Below are 16,066 nucleotides of genomic sequence, written 5' to 3'. Positions count from 1 at the left end.
GACAGGAAAAAGGTGAGATTCCTTTTCGGTAGTTGGCATTTGACTTGGTTCGCCAACAATTTATAGATTTTTATAAGAATTTTAAACCAGGTTCATATATGTTAAAAGACACGATCATTAGAACATTCCATAAAGAGGATTTAGAACAAGTTTTGCAGTTGTTCTATGAAACAGTTCATACAATTAATGCAAAAGATTATAACGTATTACAGCTACAGGCATGGGCACCAGAGCGACTAGATAGAGAAAGCTGGTTACAGTCTTTAGAGAAGAATATTAGTTATGTAGCGGATCATACCGGTGTAATAGTGGGATTTGGGGATTATAATGATGAGCATTACGTAGATCGTCTATTTACGCATAAAGATTATCAAGGGAAAAGGATAGCGTCATACATACTACAGGAGTTAGAAAAAGAAGCAGTGAACTTGGGACATAAGGAGATATATACAGAAGCGAGTATTACAGCAAAACCTTTCTTTGGAAGTAACGGTTTTATTTGCATAAAGGAACAAAAGAAACAGCATAATGGTCAGATTTTTACTAATTATGTAATGAAAAAAATAGCCCTCTCATAAACGAGAAGGCTATTTCTTCATTATTTTACAGCTTCTTTAAGTTCTTTACCAGCTTTGAAAGCAGGTACTTTAGAAGCTGCGATTTGCATTTCTTCACCAGTTTGTGGGTTACGGCCTGTACGAGCAGCTCTTTCGCGAACTTCGAATGTACCGAATCCGATAAGTTGTACTTTTTCACCAGCAGCTAAAGTGTTAGTGATTGATTCTACTACAGTTTGTAAAACTACAGTAGCTTCTTTTTGAGAAATCTCAGCATTTTGTGCTACGTTTTTGATTAATTCTGTTTTGTTCATGTTTTTCACCTCATATGTAAATAATGCTATTTAAGTTGTTATTATAACGTATAAAACATTCGAGAACAAGTGTACGCACATATATTCGTAAAAAAAATGAAATTTGTAATATTTTTTAGAGCTACTGTATAGACAGTTCATTTAAGCAGATACAGATTTTTTCTTTAATTCGGTTTGCTCTTTATTGGAAGGTAATTTCTTATTATAAGATATGAAATAAGGTAATGCCACAAATAACATACCTCCTACTAAGTTTCCAAAGAAAACAAAAATGAAGTTTGGAAAATATTCAATCCAAGTTAACTGTCCAGCAAAAATTGCAGCTGGGATAACAAACATATTGGCTACAACGTGTTGAAATCCAATCGCAACAAAAGTCATAACTGGGAACCAGATGCCGATAATCTTTCCGATAAATTCTTTACTTCCTATACTGAGCCAAACGGCTAAACAAACGAGCCAATTACATCCAATTGCAGAAATGAAGGCTTGTAGTGGTGTATCTTGTAGTTTAGCTTGCGCAATAGAAACTGTTTTCGCTAAAAAAGCGCCCTCTGTTAATCCAACGATATGACCGAAAAAATAAGCTACGAATACAGCACCTATGAAGTTGCTAAACGTAACAATAATTAAATTTCGTATGAAATGAAATAAAGTAATTTTCTTTTGAAGCCAAGCCATAGAAACTGTCATCATGTTACCAGTTACTAGTTCACCGCCTGCAAGAATAACGAGTATAAGACCGATAGGGAATACAGCAGCGCCTAGAAAACTAGTAAATGATCCCCAAGACTTTGGCATTGTTCCAATAACATGAATATCGAGTAAATACCCTAATGCTATGAAAGCACCGCCAAAAAAACCGAGAATTAGCATAGGGAGTAATGATAAATGAGCTTTTTTTCTTCCGGAATTCGCAGCAAGTTCCGGAATTTCCTCTGGTGTAAATACAGACATGAATAATCTCTCCTCAATAAAATGTTAGAATGAATAGAAGGAACATTTTTAAGAATCTATGTATTATAAAAATATGTTATGACTTCTGTATAAGTTTGTCAAAGTGAATGGGGTAGAATTGGATATAACTAACATTGTTCATGTTGTCACATTAATGTAACAATAAGGCTGTAAAGTACTTCTAGAGGTGAGAACATGAATCCGCATCATGTAAAAAAAGAACAAAAAAAATCAATCATAAAAATATTTATAATCAGTTTTATAAGTATAGTAATGATTTCAGTAAGTTTGTATTTCTATGCGACAGAAATAGAACGAAAACTAGTAACAGTTACGTGGAATGAAATAGAAGCATCTACAATTCCTAAAGAGTTTAATAATAAAAAGATATTGCAATTCTCAGATGTACATTTAGGGCCAGAATTTACACTGAAACAACTAGAAAATTTGGTGGAGAAGATGAATGCGTTACATCCAGATATAGTAGTTTTTACAGGGGATTTAATAGATAAGTTTGGATCGTATAAGGAGGAAAGAGAAGAAGCAAAAGGTATATTACAAAAAATACATGCACCCTTAGGGAAATATGCAGTGTTTGGGAATCATGATAGAGGCGGGGGAGGTAGTTTATTTTATAAAAAGTATATGGAGGAAGCTGGTTTCTCTGTGTTAGTAAATGAAATGCAAAAAATTAAAGTAGAAAACGGAAAATATATTACAATATCAGGTTTGGATGATTTCTTATTAGGAAAGCCGCAAATAGATTCGACTTTAAAACATGTGAGACAACAAGATTTCAATATGCTCTTAGTACATGAGCCGGATGTTGTAGACAAAGTAGCTCGTTACCCAGTTGATTTTCAAATGTCAGGCCATAGTCACGGAGGACAAGTTCAAATTCCTTTTATAGGTCCATTAATTACTACAAAATTAGCTGAGAGCTATGTGGAAGGTATGTATGAATTAGAAGGAAAGAATAAGCCGTTACATTTATATGTAAATCGTGGTATTGGGACAACCCGAATGCCTGTTAGATTTTGGAGTGTACCTGAACTTTCAGTATTTGTGTTAAAGAAAAATAGCAACTGACTATTCTAGAGTAGTAGGACTTTCAGAGAAAGTTCTCTTTTTTTATTAGTTAAACATGAAATATTATGTGAGTTTTATTTAAAGTGTTAAAATGGAAAAGAATCTTTTCATCATGTAGAAGTGAAAAAGTAATTTACATAAATAAAAAACCAACAATAGATCATATAAAACCTATTGTTGGTTTTTTTGTTATTTTTGCAAGGGAATCGCATCAAAATATGTTCTATAGTTATTAGAGAATTCAAAGTTGTTTTTTGCATCCCAATTAATAGACCAGGACATTAGGCCGCGGAATGCAGGATAGCCACTCTGATTTGAAAGTTTATACTTTCCTCCGAAAGGAATTCCTTTAATGATATAATCTAAAGCTTTTTTCATTTCAGTTGGAGAAATATATCCGCCACTTGGAGCGGCAGCTGGTGCTGCAGGAAGTCCAATCATGACTTGATCCGAACGAAGAGCTGGGAAAATGTTATTTGCATTACCACCTACAGGAAAACCATGTAAGAGCATATCTGCCATAGCGACTTCGTAGTCTGCAGTACCTTGATTGTAGTTATTACCATCCATTCCAATCCCACTACCAGCGTTGTAGTGTTGAACGTGAATGTATGTTAGTTTGTCTTTCACTCCGTAAATAATCGGTAAATATGCACCCCAGATGCTTCCATATGCGCTATAACCGCCTTGAACATAAGCTGTTTCAGGAGCCATGCTTAATAGAAAATTTGTACCATAATGATCTGAGACTGTCCGAATAGCTGAAATAAGATTTACGATTTGAGGAGTCGTTGGGTTTTTGAAATTAGTGTCATTTCCGTTTAAGTAAATTCCTGATTCAAGGTCAATATCTATTCCATCAAAACCGTATTTATCAATTAGAGATTGTATGGAATTAATAAAGCGTTGCTTAGCGGCATTATCAGGAAGTAAAACGACCCCATTTTGTCCACCTATTGAAAGAACTACTTTCTTTCCTTTACTTTTTAAATAAGCAATATCTGATTTGAATTCTGTATCCGTACCATACACAGGAGAAAATTCAACAGTGGAACGATCACCACCAGTTTCACCGAAAGATACATTGATTACATCCCATTTTGGTGAAACGTCTCTTAATTTAATAATGCCAGTACCATTATCGAAGTTATGCCAGTATCCAACGAGTAATTTTGATCCTAAATTGTTTGCTGCTTGTGCTTGAAAGGGAGCTAGCGGTAGCAGTAAGAAAATTACTAAAGTACAACAAATGAATTTGAACTTGTTTAACATATCAACACTCCTATACAAAAAGTTGTCTAGATGTATAATCTTGTTTATTTAATATTATCTGAAAATTCACCCTTTTGTAAGGTGACTATAATTTTCTCAACAATTGTGTATGGGAAATTATTAAACCTAATGAAATAATTTCTGAAGGAGGTCGAATTACGATTGTTAAATTCAGAATATTTTGATATATTTTAAAGTATAGGACAAGATTTTTCGCATAATACTCTTACATAAATTTCAAAATTAAGTTTGGAAGGGGATGTAAAAGAGTTGGATAAAAATCTTAAGAAAGACCTCAAAATACGCCACATTACAATGATTTCCATTGGCGGCGTAATAGGAGCTGGTTTGTTTGTTGGAAGTGGTGCGGTTGTGCATTCAGCGGGTCCAGGTTCTATCGTTTCATATGCATTAGCAGGACTTCTAGTTATTTTCGTTATGAGAATGCTAGGAGAAATGGCAGCTATTAATCCGACAAGTGGTTCATTTGCAACATATGCTAGAGAGGCAATTGGTCCATGGGCAGGTTATACAATTGGGTGGCTATATTGGTTTTTCTGGGTAATTGTTATTGCAATAGAAGCTACAGCAGGTGCTGGTATTATTCAATACTGGATTCCAGAAATCCCGCTCTGGTTATTAAGCTTAATATTAACGATTTTATTAACATTGACGAATGTTTTCTCGGTGAAATCATTTGGAGAATTTGAATATTGGTTTTCATTTATTAAAGTAATAAGTATTGTTTTGTTCCTTTGTCTTGGACTAGCTGTTATTTTAGGATTTGTACCAGGAACAGAAGCACCTGGCACTTCGAATTTAGTAGGTCAAGGAGGATTTATGCCAAATGGTATAAGTTCGGTGTTACTTGGAATCACCGTCGTTATATTTTCATTTATGGGATCTGAGATTGTTGCAGTGGCCGCTGGAGAGTCTGCCGAACCTGTAAAAGCCGTAAAAACAGCAACAAATAGTGTAATTTGGCGTATTCTCGTATTTTTCATTGGTTCGATCGCTGTAGTTGTTACACTCCTTCCGTGGAACTCGGCGAACATATTAAAAAGCCCGTTTGTGGCGGTACTGGAACATATAGGTATACCAGCGGCAGCACAAATTATGAATTTTATCGTTTTAACAGCTGTACTTTCTTGTTTAAATTCGGGTTTATATACGAACTCAAGAATGCTTTTTTCAATGGCAGAAAGAGGAGATGCGCCAAAGGCATTTTTGAAATTGAATAGTAGTGGTGTTCCAGTTCGGGCGGTTTTATTTGGAACTTTCTTTGCTTACGTTGGAGTTGTTTTTAGTTACATATCTCCAGATAAAGTATTTTTATTTTTAGTGAATGCATCTGGTGGGATTGCGTTACTCGTTTATCTCGTTATAGCAGTTTCACATTTCAAGATACGTAAAAAAATGGGGAAAGCGGAACAACAAAATTTGAAAGTGAAAATGTGGCTTTTTCCATATGTAACATATGTTACAATTGCTGCGATTATAGCAGTTTTAGTTGCAATGCTCGTAATTGAATCTTTACGTTCACAGGCACTATTAACGATGCTTGTTACTGTTCTTATCATAATTTCTTATTTTATTTTCAATAGAAATAAAAATAGTACAGTGTTGAATCCTAAAAGTAAAAATGAGGAATCTGTTCGATTCTAATTTCTTGTTTTAGAAGAGAGTTACACCCAATCATTGCTATAAAAGAATCATATATAATCATAGAAACAAGTAATTACTATTGTCATAGTGAATATAAACTTTTTTCTTGACTTTTTATACGAAGGCGAGCAAAATGGTAAAAAAGGAAGGGGGGGGATGACAATGGAAGAGTACGTATTAGAGCTATATAATCTGTTATATACGACAGAATGGCAAGATATTGTTTCGTTTCTAGGAATAATGTTTTGTATGAAAATCGTAATTGTATATATGGAAGAGCAAGGTATGTTCTATTCCTTCTCATCCCCGTTCGATGTGCAGCGCGAGCCGTTGCCAAACTATGCCAAGGTAAATTACGAACAAATTCCTTTTGTTATATTCTTTATGATTCGATTTATAACAGCAATTGTAAAGAAAAAGGAAAGTGACGATGAAGAGTGCCATTCAACTTGTAAAATAGCGACTGCTTTTTAAGCTAAATACAAGGAGGAGATTTATATGTGGTTTCGATTTCTTATGATTGGTTTCTTTTCATTAACAGCAATTTCTTTAATGGGATATCAAGTGTCTGAAATTTTTCAAGCATATAGCAATACGTTTTTCAACAAAAACTAATTACATTGCTATTTAAATAATAAAGCGATAAAATCCTTCTTAAGAAGTTTTATTAAGAAGGATTTTTTTCTTTGCTCTGTCTTACTGTGTCAAACTATTGTCACATTTACACTGTGAATAATATGTTAAAATAGTGAGGTTACGTATACATATTTGAAGGAAGAGGAGTGACCATTTTGGTGGATCAATCAACTAATCAGAAAAGCTATGCTCCTATTGTGATAACGCTTTCTGTAATTGTAAATGCGATTATTTTATTTTTGTTCTTTGGACCTGTTGGCTATGAAGGAGAAGTACATTTTGATGTAACAATTTTACCAATGTTAAATGCAATTTTTAATAGCTTTACATTCGTATTCTTATTAGCAGCTTTATACTCGATTATTAAGAAGAATGTGAAAATGCACCGCGGTTTCATCCTGGCAGCATTTACAACGACGTTGCTATTTTGTGTTTCTTATTTATCGTATCATTACTTGGCGCCGGCAACACATTTTGGTGGGGAAGGATTCATTAAATATGTGTACTTCATTATTTTAATTACACATATTATCCTGGCAGCAATTATTGTACCACTTGCATTGTTTGCACTTGTATTTGGTTTTACAAATCAATTAACACGTCATCGTAAAATTGTACGTTGGACGATGCCGATTTGGTTATATGTAAGTTTATCTGGTGTTATTGTTTACTTAATGATCTCACCTTATTACCAATAAAAAATCTCAGCCTGTAGGCTGGGATTTTTTTGTTAGGCAAATATTTTTGTGAAATGAAAAAAATATGGTATACAAAAGTATAGTTGCTTTTCATATAGAAGGGATGGTAAAGGGATATGCAAAATTTTGTATTTCGTAATCCGACGAAACTTATTTTTGGTAAAGGTCAATTAGAACAGTTAAAAACTGAAATTCCACAGTTCGGTAAAAAAGTTCTTCTCGTATACGGGGGAGGCAGTATTAAAAGAAACGGTATTTATAATAATGTACTTTCTATTTTAAAAGATATAAATGCAGAAGTATTTGAATTGACAGGCGTTGAACCGAATCCACGTGTATCAACTGTAAAGAAAGGGATTCAAATTTGTAAAGATAATGGCGTCGAATTCATATTAGCAGTTGGCGGAGGCAGTGTAATCGACTGTACGAAAGCAATTGCTGCTGGTAGCAAATATGATGGAGATGTATGGGATATTGTAACGAAAAAAGTATTTACTAGTGAGGCGTTACCATTTGGTACGGTGCTTACTCTTGCAGCAACAGGATCTGAAATGAATGCGGGTTCTGTCATTACAAACTGGGAAACGAATGAAAAATATGGCTGGGGTAGCCCAGTTACTTTCCCGCAGTTTTCGATTTTGGATCCAGTTCATACTGCGTCTGTACCGAGGGATCAAACAATTTACGGTATGGTAGATATTATGTCACACGTATTAGAGCAATATTTCCACCACGGAACAAATACAGAACTACAAGATCGTTATTGTGAATCTGTATTAAAAACAGTAATTGAAACCGCTCCTAAGCTTTTAAGTGATTTAGAAAATTATGAGCATAGAGAAACCATTTTATATTGTGGTACTATGGCATTAAACGGCATTTTAGCGATGGGAGTAAAAGGAGACTGGGCAACTCACAATATTGAGCACGCAGTTTCTGCGGTTCATGATATACCACACGGGGGTGGCCTTGCGATTTTATTCCCGAACTGGATGAAGCATGTCGTAGATGAAAATGTAAGTCGTTTTAAACAGTTCGCTATTCGTGTATTTGATGTAGAAACAGATGGGAAAACTGATCTAGAAATTGCGTTAGAAGGAATTGAGGCGTTACGTCAATTTTGGACTTCAATTGAGGCGCCGGTAACATTAGCTGATTACGCTATTGGGGAAAATGAAATTGATTTAATGGCGGATAAAGCGATGGCTTATGGCGAATTTGGTAACTTTAAAAAATTAAATAAAGACGATGTTTTAAGCATATATAAAGCTTCTTTATAAGTGAATCGAGCAAAGAAACTCATTTGATTGTTATATCAAATGGGTTTCTTTTTTGTGGTTTATAACCGTTTGTGATTGATTTTGGTTATTTATGAATGCTTATGGTTGATTTTTGTGATCGTTTTCATTATACTGTAATCAAAGAAGAGGTGAATGAAATGTTAACTCCTGAACGTCATCAAATGATATTGCAACTTGTAAAAGAGCTGAAGGTTGTTAAATTACAACAATTAGTGGAAAGAACAGAAAGCTCTGAATCAACAATTCGTCGTGATTTAGCGCAATTGGAAAAACAAAGGTTATTAAAAAGAGTTCACGGTGGTGCGGCTGTTTTAACAGGAAAAGGACAGGAGCCGACGATGGTTGAAAAATCATCCAAAAACATTCAAATGAAACAACAAATTGCGAAGCATGCGGCTAGTATTGTTGAACAAGGTGATTGTATTTATTTAGATGCAGGAAGTACGACATTTGAAATGATTCCATTTTTAATAAATAAAGACGTTACTGTCGTTACAAATGGACTTATGCATATTGAAGCTTTAGTTGAAAATAATATTCGTGCATATTTACTAGGCGGAATGATGAAAAGTAGGACGAAGGCTTTAATTGGTGCTATGGCACAGGAAAGTATGCAAAAGTATCGTTTTGATAAATGTTTTTTAGGTGCGAATGGTGTGCATGAACAACTTGGTTTTACAACACCCGATCCAGAAGAGGCGCTTTTAAAACAAATGGCATTAACATTAGCGAACGAAGGATATTTCTTAATTGATGAAAGTAAGTTTTCAGAAGTTGCGTTTGCGAAAATTGCCAATGTTGAAGAGGCAAATATTATTACAAACCATTTAGAAATTGATTTAGAAAAATATAAAAGACAAACCAATGTAATTGAGGCTGATAAACAATGATCTATACAGTTACTTTAAATCCATCTATTGATTATGTAGTACAAGTTAATTCCTTCGATTTAGGCGCAGTAAATCGAGCAGAGAAAGATATGAAATTTCCTGGAGGAAAAGGGATTAACGTTTCTCGCGTTCTTCATCGTTTAGGTGTTGAAAATGTAGCACTTGGATTTACTGGCGGATTTACCGGTCAATTTATTAAAGATGTATTACAGGCGGAAGGTGTAACAACAAACTTCGTCCAAGTAGACGGAGATTCCCGAATTAATGTGAAAATAAAAGGACAAGAAGAAACGGAATTAAATGGGCAAGGTCCTAATGTAACAAAAGAGCAATTTGAACAATTAATGAAACAGATTGAAAGTATGAAGCAGGGAGATTGTGTTGTGCTGGCTGGAAGTGTACCAGCGTCTATTTCAACTACTTTTTATGAATCAATCGCAGCGCTCGGAGCTGAAAAAGGTATTCGTGTAGTAGTAGATGCAAGTGGTAGTGCACTGCAGCATGTAATTAAAAATAAACCATTTTTAATAAAGCCTAATCATCATGAACTTGGTGAGTTATTCGGTGTAGAGATTTCCACAGTAGAAGATATTTTACCGTATGGAAGAAAATTAATTGAACAAGGTGTAGAGCATGTGATTGTATCAATGGCTGGAGAGGGAGCTTTACTATTTACGGCAGAAGGTATATATGAAGCAACTGTTCCAAAAGGTGTTGTAATTAATTCGGTTGGGGCTGGAGATTCTCTCGTTGCAGGATTTGTAGGGAAATATGAACAGACGAAAGATATTGAAAAGGCATTTCAATATGGCGTTGCAACAGGGAGTGCAACAGCATTTTCAGCTGATTTATGTGAAAAAGAAAAAGTAGAAGAATTATTGTCGCAAGTAATTGTAACTAAGCGATAGGGGGAAGCAACATATGAAAATTACAGAACTATTAAAAAGGGATACAGTTATTATGAATTTGACAGCTTCAAATAAAGAAGCTGTCATAGATGAATTAGTTGAGAAATTAGACGGTGCAAATCGTTTAAATAGTAAAGCGGAATTTAAAGAAGCTATTTTAAAGAGAGAGTCACAAAGTACGACTGGAATAGGGGAAGGGATTGCAATCCCTCATGCGAAAACAAAAGCTGTTAAGCAACCAGCGATTTGTTTTGGTAGAAGTGTAAGCGGTATCAACTATGAATCGCTTGATGGACAGCCAGCGCATTTATTCTTTATGATTGCTGCGAGTGAAGGGGCGAATAATACTCATTTAGAAACGTTATCCCGCTTATCTACATTATTAATGGATGAAGGATTTCGTAAGCAATTATTAGAAGCAAAGGATGAAGAGGAACTTCTTCGTTTATTTGATGAAAAAGAGAATGAAAAAGAAGAAGAGGTTGAAGTTGCAAAACCAGAAGGAAATGAACCATACGTATTAGCGGTTACGGCTTGCCCAACTGGAATCGCTCACACGTATATGGCAGCGGATAGCTTGAAAGCAAAAGCAGCAGAGCTAGGTATAGCAATTAAAGTTGAAACGAATGGATCAACAGGTATAAAAAACAGTTTAACGAAAGAGGACATTGAACGCGCAACGGCAATAATTGTTGCAGCAGATAAACAAGTAGAAATGAACCGCTTTGCTGGGAAACATGTCATCCAGGTGCCAGTCGCTGATGGGATTAGAAAAACGGAAGTGCTTCTTAACCGAGCTGTAAAACAAGATGCGTCAATTTTTAAAGGGATAAAGGAAGATGGGAAGACAGAGAGCGCAGAGAAAGAAAAAGGGTTAGGCATTTATAAGCACTTAATGAGCGGTGTAAGTAATATGCTTCCATTCGTTGTTGGTGGCGGAATTTTAATCGCATTAGCATTTATGTTTGGTGGAATTAAGGCGGAAGGTCCTATTGCTGAAATGTTAATGACTATTGGTGGTGGAGAAAAAGGAGCCTTTTTATTCCTTGTACCAATTTTAGCTGGATTTATTGCAAGTTCTATTGCTGATCGACCTGGTTTTATGCCTGGTGTTGTAGGTGGATTTTTAGCAGCACAAGCAAATGCTGGCTTTTTAGGTGGATTAATTGCTGGTTTCTTAGCTGGATATGTTGTTGTTGGTTTGAAAAAGTTATTTTCTAGTTTACCATCGCAGTTAGAAGGTATTAAACCAGTCTTGATTTATCCGGTATTAGGGTTATTAATTACAGGTGTTATCATGTTAAAAGTGGTTAATCCACCTGTAGTTGCGTTAAATGAAATGTTAACGAGTTGGTTAAATAGTTTAGGTGGTACAAATGCTATACTATTAGGTTTAATTTTAGGTGGTATGATGGCAATTGATATGGGGGGACCAATTAATAAAGCAGCATTTACATTTGGTATCGCTGCAATCTCAGCAGGGAACTTTGGTGTTCACTCAGCAGTTATGGCTGGTGGTATGGTACCGCCGTTAGCGATTGCATTCGCAACTACCGTCTTTAAATCAAAGTTCACTGAAGCAGAACGTAAATCTGGTTTAACAAATTATATTATGGGGGCGTCGTTTATTACAGAAGGTGCGATTCCATTTGCAGCTGCAGATCCGGTTCGAGTAATAGTAAGTTGTGTTGTTGGTTCAAGTATTGCGGGTGCATTATCTATGCTATTCCAAATTACATTACCAGCGCCACATGGTGGATTGTTTGTTATCGCATTAGTAAATAAACCGGTGTTATATATTTTCTCGATATTGATAGGGACAGTTGTTTCAGCTCTTATGATGGGGATTTGGAAAAAGAAAGTTAAATAACACATGAAAAAGGAGGAGCTTTTATTAGCTGCTCCTTTTTATTACAAAAAAGAAGGTTAATAATTGGAGAATGATGGATTTTGGTAAAAGATGTAATGAAATATGAATTTTTTGTAACAAAAAAGTAATACTGTAATTTTTTCTGGAAAAAAATTCTGGTGCTTGTACGTGGAAAATATATGAAAACTATTGGGAATTCTATTGGAAAGAGAATTCATTAATATGGAAATTTATGTTACAACTCATTAATCGCATATTACGAATGGTTTGTAATTGTGTGATTTCTAAAAATCTCAAAAATCTGTTGCTATAATGAAAATACGAAAACAAAGCAAATGGAGGCTATTCATGAAAAAATTATTAGGTATAGCAACAGCAGCAGTTTTTGGTCTTGGGATTTTTGCGGGTTCTGCGAAAGCAGAAACGATTGTAACAACAGACGTATTAAATGTTAGAGAAAACCCAAATGTAGAATCAAAGCTTGTAGGTAAAATGTTGAGTGGAAATACATTAGATGTGGTAAATACAGAAAATGGATGGACAAAAATTAAATTAAATGGTCAAGAAGCGTTTGTGAGTGCTGAGTTTACAAAAAGTACATATTATGTAACAGCGGGCGTGTTAAATGTTCGTGCTGGAGCGAGTACGGACTCTGAAATTCTTGGTAAACTTAATAAAAATGATGTAATTGAAACGACAAATCAAGTTCAAAATGAATGGTTACAATTTGACTATAATGGAAAAACAGGATATGTTCACGTGCCATTTTTAACAGGGACGGTACCTGTGATTGAAAAGAAAGAAGTTGTCACGCAAGAAGAAGCACCGGAAAAAATAAATACGCCGGTTAAAAATAATAAAGCAGTTAAGAGTAAAGAGTCTGTTAAGAATGTAGAATCAAGTAAACCTGTGGCAAAAGAGAAGACAACTGCGAAACCAGTTGCGAAATCTGCTGAAACAAGTGCGCCTGCTGGTGGACGTGAAATAACAGTAGAAGCGACAGCGTATACAGCGCACCCAAGTGAGAATGGTACGTATGGTGGTCGTGTATTAACTGCAATGGGGCATGATTTAACAGCAAATCCAAATATGAAAGTCATTGCTGTTGATCCTAAAGTGATTCCACTTGGATCAAAAGTATGGGTAGAAGGATATGGAGAAGCAATTGCTGGAGATACAGGTGGCGCGATTAAAGGAAATCGTATTGATGTTTTAGTTGGTTCAGATGGTAGTGCTGATAACTGGGGGCGCAAATCTGTAAAAGTGAAAGTTATAGAGTAGTATATATGTATGAATATGAAAGGCGGTTGCTTGAAATTGTATAAGCAACCGCCTTTTGTGGATTATTGAAAAGGATAAATCGTTTTACCTGTAATAATTTTATATGCACTGCAAAATTGATTTTGAATATATTCTGTATTTTCATTTTCAGGATGTAATGTTGTTTCTTGGAGAGTAGAATGAAAAGAACGTAGCAAACAATTTAAGGCGAAGTATAATTCTTCTTGTGAGCAATTTTGTTCTTTTGTAGCAGTAGCTAAGATGAGGTCTTTTGTTAAAGATGAAAAATTAATGGTGGATTGTTTCATAGTCAACTCATCCTCTCGAAGGTATTTTTTATCATGTATATGCGGAATTGGACAAACTATGTTCTTTTTTATTTATCCCGCTTTAATGGGCAGTAAGACCCCCACCTCAAAATGCAGCGAAAGCAAAGAAGTTAGGTGGGGGATCAACTGCCCATAAAAGTCCGATTGGTTCAACTAATAATCAGTGGGGGATGAAGAAAACCCCCGCTGATTAAAGTTTCACTTTATAATTTCATGTACCGGAATGAAAGAACTTGCAATCATGCCGTTAAAATTGGTAAGATTGGATATAATCAATAGATGGAGTACATCACATAAAGAGAGTTGAATGATATGGGAGAAGTGCAACGTGAAAAAGTTGCTGTCATCATTGGACCAACTGCTGTTGGGAAGACGAAGTTAAGTATTGATCTTGCTAAAGCGTTGAATGGTGAAATTATAAGTGGAGATTCCATGCAGATTTATCGTACGATGGATATTGGAACTGCAAAGGTGACGAAAGAAGAGATGGACGGCATTCCACATTATATGGTTGATATAAAAAATCCGGAAGAATCATTTTCTGTTGCTGAATTTCAAGAACGTGTTCGTAAGCATATTCGAGAGATTACAGAGCGTGGTAAATTGCCAATTATCGTTGGTGGAACTGGCCTGTATATACAATCTGTTTTATTCGATTATCAATTTACGGATGATGCTGGTGATACTATATACCGAGCGCAAATGGAACAGTTAGCATTAGAACGTGGTGTGGAATATGTACATAAAAAGTTACAAGAAGTAGACCCAGAAAGCGCTGAGCGTATTCATGAAAATAATGTACGCCGTGTCATTAGAGCGTTAGAAATTTTCCACACGACGGGTGAAAAAATGAGTGATCAACTTGAAAAACAAGAAAACGAGCTATTATACGATGTTTCCTTGATTGGCTTGACAATGGATCGAGAAATGCTATACGATCGCATTAACTTGCGAGTTGATATAATGATGGACCAAGGTTTATTAAAAGAAGTAGAAGGATTGTATAATAGCGGGATACGAGATTGTCAATCTATTCAAGCGATTGGGTATAAAGAGATATATGATTATTTTGAGGATCGTGTCTCTTTAGAAGAAGCGGTATCACAATTAAAGACGAATTCACGTCGTTATGCAAAGCGTCAATTAACATGGTTCCGTAATAAGATGGATGTCACATGGTTTGATGTTACAGACGGTGAAAAAACGTCAGAAATTTTACGATACATAGAAGGAAAGTTACAACTAAAGTCGAATAATAGTAAGTAGAGAAAAAGAGGAGGATTCGACATGAAGCAATCAATCAATATTCAAGATCAGTTTTTAAATCAACTCCGTAAAGAGAACACGTTTGTTACGCTGTACTTATTAAATGGTTTCCAGCTTCGTGGATTAATTAAAGGATTTGATAATTTTACAGTCCTACTGGAAACAGAAGGTAAGCAACAGCTTATTTATAAACATGCAATTTCTACATTTGTACCACAAAAAAATGTTTCAATTGAATTAGAGTAGTAATGAATTATTGTACATAACAAAAAAAGAGCGAGTTTCTCGCTCTTTTTTTATTTGTCATAAACAATAAATAGTGAAATTTAAGCAATTCTAAATACAGTAAGTCGGATGTTAGTGTTTCCTGTTGCAGGGATCGTAATCTCGTTAAGAGTAGATTGGACAGAAATGTTTGCGCCAGCTCTTAACGTTTCGATTGTAGTAAATGAAAGTGAGTCGCCTATTAAATTTGAAGAGAAGTTATCAGTTGCGACTGCTCCATTAATTGAAATGCCTACTCCAAGAGGAGCACATCCTGGTGCAGTTGTAGAAATAGATACGCTAATTACATAAATACCACCGTTGATAACTGTAACTGTATCTGTGCCATTAAAGATAATATTGTTTACGTTAATTGCAGTACTGAAAATAAAGTTATTAAATTGTAGTACTGTTTGTTGAATGTTGTTTGTTACAACAATTGTTGCTACAGGGAAGCTAGGTCCAGTAGGCCCGGTAGGTCCAGTAGGTCCACCAGAAGGTCCAGTAGGTCCAGTAGCTCCTATACCAGTGGCGCCGGTAGCACCTGTTGGTCCTTGAGGCCCAGTAGCACCTGTGTTACCTTGAACGCCTTGAGGTCCAGTGGCACCCGTAGCACCCGTGTTACCTTGAGCACCCTGAGGCCCAGTAGCGCCTGTGTTACCTTGAACACCTTGAGGTCCAGTAGCACCTGTGTTACCTTGAACGCCTTGAGGTCCAGTGGCACCCGTAGCACCCGTGTTACCTTGAGCACCCTGAGGCCCAGTAGCGC

17 protein-coding genes are annotated in these 16,066 nt (G+C 35.6%); 12 read left to right on the top strand and 5 right to left on the bottom strand.

What is annotated here, in order from left to right; translation table 11 throughout:
- The first annotated feature begins 98 nt into the window (after positions 1-98).
- Positions 99-578 (top strand): GNAT family N-acetyltransferase, encoded by a 480-nt coding sequence (locus MR115_RS28940; protein WP_242243720.1) that lies wholly within the window; start codon positions 99-101, stop codon positions 576-578.
- Between the two features lie 20 nt (positions 579-598).
- On the opposite strand, the gene MR115_RS28935 is transcribed toward MR115_RS28940, so the two are convergent.
- Positions 599-871 carry an HU family DNA-binding protein gene (locus MR115_RS28935; protein WP_001043902.1) on the bottom strand — a complete coding sequence of 91 codons (273 nt, stop codon included), beginning with the start codon at positions 869-871 and terminating at the stop codon, positions 599-601.
- Positions 872-1,012: 141 nt separating this feature from the next.
- Positions 1,013-1,828, bottom strand: coding sequence for a formate/nitrite transporter family protein (locus tag MR115_RS28930; protein WP_242243719.1), 816 nt, complete (start codon positions 1,826-1,828; stop codon positions 1,013-1,015).
- 195 nt (positions 1,829-2,023) lie between these two features.
- On the opposite strand from MR115_RS28930, the gene MR115_RS28925 reads away from it, so the two are divergent.
- Positions 2,024-2,917, top strand: coding sequence for a metallophosphoesterase (locus MR115_RS28925; protein ID WP_242243718.1), 894 nt, complete (start codon positions 2,024-2,026; stop codon positions 2,915-2,917).
- Between the two features lie 189 nt (positions 2,918-3,106).
- On the opposite strand, the gene MR115_RS28920 is transcribed toward MR115_RS28925, so the two are convergent.
- A complete protein-coding gene (locus MR115_RS28920; protein ID WP_242243717.1) occupies positions 3,107-4,189 on the bottom strand; it encodes a chitinase in 1,083 nt (360 codons plus the stop codon).
- Between the two features lie 270 nt (positions 4,190-4,459).
- On the opposite strand from MR115_RS28920, the gene gabP reads away from it, so the two are divergent.
- The 8 genes from gabP (at position 4,460) to entD (ending at position 13,438) form a co-directional block, all read left to right on the top strand.
- Entirely contained in the window at positions 4,460-5,854 is a 1,395-nt protein-coding gene (gene gabP, locus MR115_RS28915) for a GABA permease (protein WP_242243716.1), read from the top strand.
- A gap of 162 nt (positions 5,855-6,016) precedes the next feature.
- Complete coding sequence (locus MR115_RS28910) at positions 6,017-6,328, top strand: hypothetical protein (RefSeq protein WP_242243715.1); 312 nt, start codon at positions 6,017-6,019, stop codon at positions 6,326-6,328.
- Between the two features lie 317 nt (positions 6,329-6,645).
- Positions 6,646-7,188 carry a DUF420 domain-containing protein gene (locus MR115_RS28905; protein WP_000228316.1) on the top strand — a complete coding sequence of 181 codons (543 nt, stop codon included), beginning with the start codon at positions 6,646-6,648 and terminating at the stop codon, positions 7,186-7,188.
- Between the two features lie 116 nt (positions 7,189-7,304).
- A complete protein-coding gene (locus MR115_RS28900) occupies positions 7,305-8,468 on the top strand; it encodes an iron-containing alcohol dehydrogenase (protein WP_242243714.1) in 1,164 nt (387 codons plus the stop codon).
- Between the two features lie 158 nt (positions 8,469-8,626).
- Entirely contained in the window at positions 8,627-9,379 is a 753-nt protein-coding gene (locus MR115_RS28895; protein WP_048545851.1) for a DeoR/GlpR family DNA-binding transcription regulator, read from the top strand.
- Entirely contained in the window at positions 9,376-10,287 is a 912-nt protein-coding gene (gene pfkB, locus MR115_RS28890) for a 1-phosphofructokinase (protein WP_242243713.1), read from the top strand. Before MR115_RS28895 ends, pfkB begins: the two co-directional genes overlap by 4 nt.
- 13 nt (positions 10,288-10,300) lie before the next feature.
- Complete coding sequence (locus tag MR115_RS28885) at positions 10,301-12,157, top strand: PTS fructose transporter subunit IIABC (protein ID WP_242243711.1); 1,857 nt, start codon at positions 10,301-10,303, stop codon at positions 12,155-12,157.
- A gap of 348 nt (positions 12,158-12,505) precedes the next feature.
- Complete coding sequence (gene entD / locus MR115_RS28880) at positions 12,506-13,438, top strand: cell wall-binding protein EntD (RefSeq protein WP_242243709.1); 933 nt, start codon at positions 12,506-12,508, stop codon at positions 13,436-13,438.
- A 62-nt stretch (positions 13,439-13,500) separates the two neighbouring features.
- On the opposite strand, the gene MR115_RS28875 is transcribed toward entD, so the two are convergent.
- Positions 13,501-13,746: a hypothetical protein gene (locus tag MR115_RS28875; RefSeq protein WP_048545845.1), complete on the bottom strand. Its 246-nt coding sequence runs from the start codon at positions 13,744-13,746 to the stop codon at positions 13,501-13,503.
- A gap of 333 nt (positions 13,747-14,079) precedes the next feature.
- Between MR115_RS28875 and miaA the strand changes: the two genes are divergently transcribed.
- Together miaA and hfq are read left to right on the top strand one after the other, a co-directional pair.
- Positions 14,080-15,033: a tRNA (adenosine(37)-N6)-dimethylallyltransferase MiaA gene (gene miaA / locus MR115_RS28870; protein ID WP_048545843.1), complete on the top strand. Its 954-nt coding sequence runs from the start codon at positions 14,080-14,082 to the stop codon at positions 15,031-15,033.
- A 21-nt stretch (positions 15,034-15,054) separates the two neighbouring features.
- Positions 15,055-15,279, top strand: a complete 225-nt coding sequence (hfq, locus tag MR115_RS28865; RefSeq protein WP_000813896.1) for an RNA chaperone Hfq — start codon at positions 15,055-15,057, stop codon at positions 15,277-15,279.
- 80 nt (positions 15,280-15,359) lie between these two features.
- On the opposite strand, the gene MR115_RS28860 is transcribed toward hfq, so the two are convergent.
- A partial coding sequence (locus MR115_RS28860) for a Gly-Xaa-Xaa repeat protein (protein WP_242243707.1) occupies positions 15,360-16,066 on the bottom strand: 707 nt, incomplete at its 5' end.

The sequence above is a fragment of the Bacillus cereus group sp. BfR-BA-01309 genome (genome assembly GCF_022664315.1).
In the GTDB taxonomy this organism is placed as follows: Bacteria; Bacillota; Bacilli; order Bacillales; family Bacillaceae_G; genus Bacillus_A; species Bacillus_A mobilis.
The sequence above is the reverse complement of the archived record's forward strand: the minus strand, read 5'-3'. Positions and strand labels throughout refer to the sequence as shown.